This is a genomic window from Gemmatimonadota bacterium (assembly GCA_026705765.1).
GTDB lineage: Bacteria > Latescibacterota > UBA2968 > UBA2968 > UBA2968 > VXRD01.
Genome location: JAPPAB010000127.1, coordinates 1 through 4337 on the forward strand (window position 1 = coordinate 1; position 4337 = coordinate 4337).

The following is a 4337-nucleotide window of genomic DNA, read 5'->3' on the forward strand; positions in this document are numbered from 1 at the left end:
CTGAAACTGTTTCTGAAATCATTATCAAGGAGGGTCTCATGGATCTGATCCGCGAATCATCTCTTATCCAATACTTTAAGCGAGAAGGCAGAGAGGAAGGTTTTGAGCAAGGCCAAAGAAAAAGTACGCTTGAAGATATCCTCGAAGTATTGGAGATTCGATTTGATCTGGATGAAGCACATCCTCTATCTGACCGCATTGCCACTATTGACGATTTACAACGCCTGAAGCAGTTGCTTCGTACGGCGATACAGGTCTCCAATCTCGATGAATTTGAACGCATGTTAGATGCAATGGCGTAACGCGATTGCCCAACATAAGGTGTATTTGGGGATGACTTATCTGAATACACAGCAACCTGCTGAATCGTCAATGTTCAAACGCAATGTCAAAGTCAAGGAAAGCAATATGAAAGCAAGGATCGTTGGAGAGCGGCAGTCAGATGTGGTGCCGGCACCGGTGCCGGAGCCGAAGGAGGATTGGGCGGTGGTGAAGGTGCATGCTTCGGCGATGTGTACGGAGTACAAGACGTGGTTGGCGGGTGATCGGCGCGAGGTGATTGGGCACGAGGGGGCGGGCGAGGTGGTGGCGGTGGCGCAGCCGGGGCGGGTGAAGGTGGGGGACCGGGTTACGGTGATGCCGCAGTATCCGTGTGGCAATTGCGCTTTGTGTCGATCTGGTGATTATATCTATTGCGAGGATACATACAACTTTGCCGAGTTTACCGGCAGCCGCGATGGCAGCGGTACGTTTGCCCATTATGTGGTCAAGCCCTCGTGGCTTTTGTTGCCGATCCCGGAGCGGGTTACGTACGAGCAGGCGACAATGGCGATTGACGGTATCGGCGCTTCTTTTGGGGGCATGCAGGCCATTGGCGTGGGTGCTTTTGATACGGTTCTGATTACGGGCTTGGGTCCGGTGGGGCTTGGCGGGATTATCAATGCGCGGTTCCGCGGGGCGCGGGTGCTGGCGGTGGAGCCTGCACCGTGGCGCGCTGCACTCGGTCTCGAGTTGGGCGCAGAGGTGGTGCTGCATCCTCAGGATGATCCGCTTGCGCGTATTCGAGATTTGACAGGTGGTCGCGGGGTTGATTGTGCGGTGGATTGTTCTGGTTCGGTGGCGGGCGAGCGGCTGTGTATTGATGCGGTGCGGCGGCGCGGACGAGTGGCTTTTGTCGGCGAGTGTTCCCAGGAATTGCCGATTAAGGTGAGCCCAGATTTGATTCGCAAAGGGTTGCTGGTGTCGGGGAATTGGCTGTACAATATGCAGGATTACGAGGGCGTGATGCAGGTGATCGCGGAGTCGCCTCTGATTGATAAGCTGATTAGCCACGTTATGCCGATGAGCAAAATTCAGGAGGCTTTCGGTCTCTTAGCTGCTGGCGAAGCCGCAAAGATCGTGCTTCATCCCTGGGCGTAGTGCGTTTCTTTCAGTACACTTTTAAGCCATGCCCTGGCGCGCCTGCGATACGGACTTTCTCTGTGCATCCACAGGTCTGTATGCGGGTGGACGATTTTGCCTTCGGGGATGTTGAATATCTGGTCGGTTGGTACGTTCAAAAATGTGAATTGCGCCAGGTCGAGGTGTGCGTTGAGGAATTGGTCTTTTACCCTGCTGGCGTTCTGCCCGCAGATGAGTACGGGTCTGCCTTTTATCCGTGCGAGGCGGGTGAGAGCGGATGCGCGATCACTCTCTGGATAATCCCATTCCCTTTCGCCGTCAAAATGGTCGTGGGTGAAGATGCCTTTCCAATAGGCTGCGATCTCGTCATCCGCAAGGCCGATGTAGCTGGTGCCTATGGCTCCGCGCGAGAAGCCGCATATGAATATGTTGTGCAGGTCGCCTCCAAATTTTTTACAGATCCGGGGGAGATTGGTTTTGCAGTAGTTCACGGTTGCTTGCTTGTCGCCCCACCATGTGACGGCATTTTCTTTTTTTTTCTTTTCCACATAGGGCAGGGTTACCCATATAAGTCCTCGCCCTCCACTTATCCCATAGCCCAGGTTCGCGTCTTCTACCTTACCCGTTGACTTACACGGTTCCCATTTGTTGCCGGTGTATTCGACGATGACGGGATATTTGCGCCCGGGTTGCCAGTCTATGGGCAGGTATAGCGCGTGGTGTACATCGGTTCCTCTGTACTCCGGTGCAGTTTGACGCACACGCTTGCCCGGCGCAGGCGGTCCATCCGTCATAGCCGGTGTTATGAGGTCTAATGGCATGGTCTCTCTATTTGCGGGATCTGTTCAGGATTCCAATTCGTCGAGCCAGCGCGCTACGACCTGACTGCCTTTTTGTATTTCAGAGATGGCTTCGTGGTCGGGTTGCTCCTGTTCGTCGATCAGGCCTTTTCGTCGGAAGCGGTTTCGGATATAACCGCCACAAAGATGCGCGCCTATTGCGCCGGGATTTTTCAGGAGGCCATAGAGGGCTTCGGCATACCATTTTCCATCCGCGAGATGATATTCCCCATCCAGATATTTTCCGCTGTCATCCGCGATGGTTTCTCGGGGACGGGATCCGTCTGCCCATAGAACCGGCTTTCCCGTGGCTGTGTGCCATTCGCGCATGTGTGTGACCGGGTCTCCAAAGTCCTGAAAACTGAGTACGTCAACGTACGGTTCGGCAGCCTGTACAATTTCCATTGGGAGTGGTGCGAGTGCTTCGTATCGGTCTCCGAGGATCAGGTGATGGGGATCATAGCGGCGAATGGCGTCGTGGGTGATTTTGTAGTATCGCTGTGCTAAGTTGAATAGTTCAGTCCGGCCCGCTTGCGATTCCAGTCGCGCGGGATCAAACATGGGTCCGCGCCATGCCGTGTGGGGGGTTCGGACGTGAACCCAGGTTGGACAGTCTGAGTAAAAATAGCCGATTAAGTTCGGTTCGTCTCTCAGGCGTGCGCATTCGGATCTGGCGACATAATCGCACCAGTCCTCAAAGTCTTTGCTGAAGATGTCGGGATTTTTGTGCCATGCGTTCCACTGATGTGTTTCGATGAAGGGCAGGAGGTGGCAGTAGGGCATGGATAGGGCGCGATATTCTTCCAGGGTGAAGCTCGGACTGTGCGCGTGTTTTAAGATGGTTACATCCTGTACCCAGCCGACGGTGTTGAATCCCCATGCTTTCAGGTCGGGCGATACGGATTCGCTGATCCATTTGATGCTGTTGTTGTCGTATTTCTGTTTCCAGCGGGGCAGATTTTCTGGATACAGCAGTGGGGAGGAGTCGATGTGATTCAGTCCGACTGAGAAGAAGGGCTGTCGCTCTGGTGTGAGCAAGATCCAGCGTTCGCCGAGTTTTCCGAGGGTGAAAAATCCTTCAGGCGATGTTTGCGTTGTTTCGACTTTTTCCAGTATGGTGTTCATGGAGATTCCTTAGCAGAACGACTACCCCATCCTCAGGCTGCGGTCTTCGAGGGGTAGGTCAATGCGGATGTTGCCGCGGCGGTGAGATTCTCTTATGGCGATGCCGATTTCAAGGGCTTCGCGGCCGAACTCGCCAGGGCAGATGTCTTCGCGGCCCTGTTCAATAGAGCGACAGACACCTTCGATGGCGTCAACCATTGAGCTTCTGGGATGCCAGGGCCCCGGCAGGTGCGTCTGGGTGGGCGCGCCGGTTTCGGGATGTGGGGTCCATATCTCAAATTGGGCATGGGCGTTGCGGGAGATGATGCGTCCAGTTTCGCCGATGAATTCCAGGGACCAGGCAAAGGGTCTGGTTTCGGAGCGGGAGTTTAAGATGGTGCGGAGGCCGTTTTCATATACGATGATCCCGGATCCGGGGATGTCGGCGTTGGATTGGGCCTGTTTGTCTGTGTCGATGAGACCGACTACCCATTGGGCTGGCGCATCGGCAAAGAGGCGGAGTAAGGTCAGGGTATGGCTTTGAATATTGGAAAGGCTGGAAGGGCTGTGGCAGATCATTGTTTTTAAGGGTCCAATGATGCCGTCGACTATGAGTCGGCGGGCATTTGTGTAGTAGCTATACCAGTTGAGGTGACAGGCCATTGAGAGGATGACGTTGTTTTTGGCGCAGGCGTCGATCATGACATCGGCTTCGGCCAATGTGCGGCACATCGGTTTGGTGGCGAAGATGGCTTTGACGCCCAGTTCGGCCAGGCCGACCGTGATTTCAGCGCGGGGTTCGGGGCGGGTGGTCAGACATACCACATCGATTTGTTCTTTTTCGACCATTTCCCGGTAATCGGTGTACAGGGCTGAAACGTTCCAGCGCTGTTTGAAGTCCTCGAGTTTGGCGGGGTCATCATCAGCGGCGGCAACGAGATCAATTCCCCGGGCTTCAATCCTCGCGGGCGCTCTGGGCCCAGGGCCTCGCGC

General features: G+C 54.9%; 5 protein-coding genes. 2 read left to right on the top strand and 3 right to left on the bottom strand.

The window, feature by feature from the left end; all coding sequences use genetic code 11:
* Together OXH16_16905 and OXH16_16910 are read left to right on the top strand one after the other, a co-directional pair.
* On the top strand, positions 1-302 hold a 302-nt coding region (locus OXH16_16905), incomplete at its 5' end, for a hypothetical protein (protein MCY3683078.1).
* 106 nt (positions 303-408) lie between these two features.
* A complete protein-coding gene (locus OXH16_16910) occupies positions 409-1419 on the top strand; it encodes a zinc-binding dehydrogenase (GenBank protein ID MCY3683079.1) in 1011 nt (336 codons plus the stop codon).
* Here the strand turns inward: OXH16_16910 and OXH16_16915 are convergent.
* The 3 genes from OXH16_16915 to OXH16_16925 all read right to left on the bottom strand — a co-directional run.
* Positions 1404-2222 carry a hypothetical protein gene (locus OXH16_16915; GenBank protein ID MCY3683080.1) on the bottom strand — a complete coding sequence of 273 codons (819 nt, stop codon included), beginning with the start codon at positions 2220-2222 and terminating at the stop codon, positions 1404-1406. The two genes, OXH16_16910 and OXH16_16915, sit on opposite strands and share 16 nt — an antisense overlap.
* A gap of 24 nt (positions 2223-2246) precedes the next feature.
* Entirely contained in the window at positions 2247-3365 is a 1119-nt protein-coding gene (locus OXH16_16920; protein MCY3683081.1) for an agarase, read from the bottom strand.
* 21 nt (positions 3366-3386) lie between these two features.
* Positions 3387-4337: Gfo/Idh/MocA family oxidoreductase (locus tag OXH16_16925; protein MCY3683082.1), on the bottom strand; the 951-nt coding region annotated here is incomplete at its 5' end.

What these genes read in the sequence shown, in the direction of transcription:
- OXH16_16910 (MCY3683079.1), top strand. Translation starts at nt 409, where the DNA reads ATGAAAGCAAGGATCGTTGGAGAGCGGCAGTCAGATGTGGTGCCGGCA.
- OXH16_16915 (MCY3683080.1), bottom strand. Translation starts at nt 2,222, where the DNA reads ATGCCATTAGACCTCATAACACCGGCTATGACGGATGGACCGCCTGCG.
- OXH16_16920 (MCY3683081.1), bottom strand. Translation starts at nt 3,365, where the DNA reads ATGAACACCATACTGGAAAAAGTCGAAACAACGCAAACATCGCCTGAA.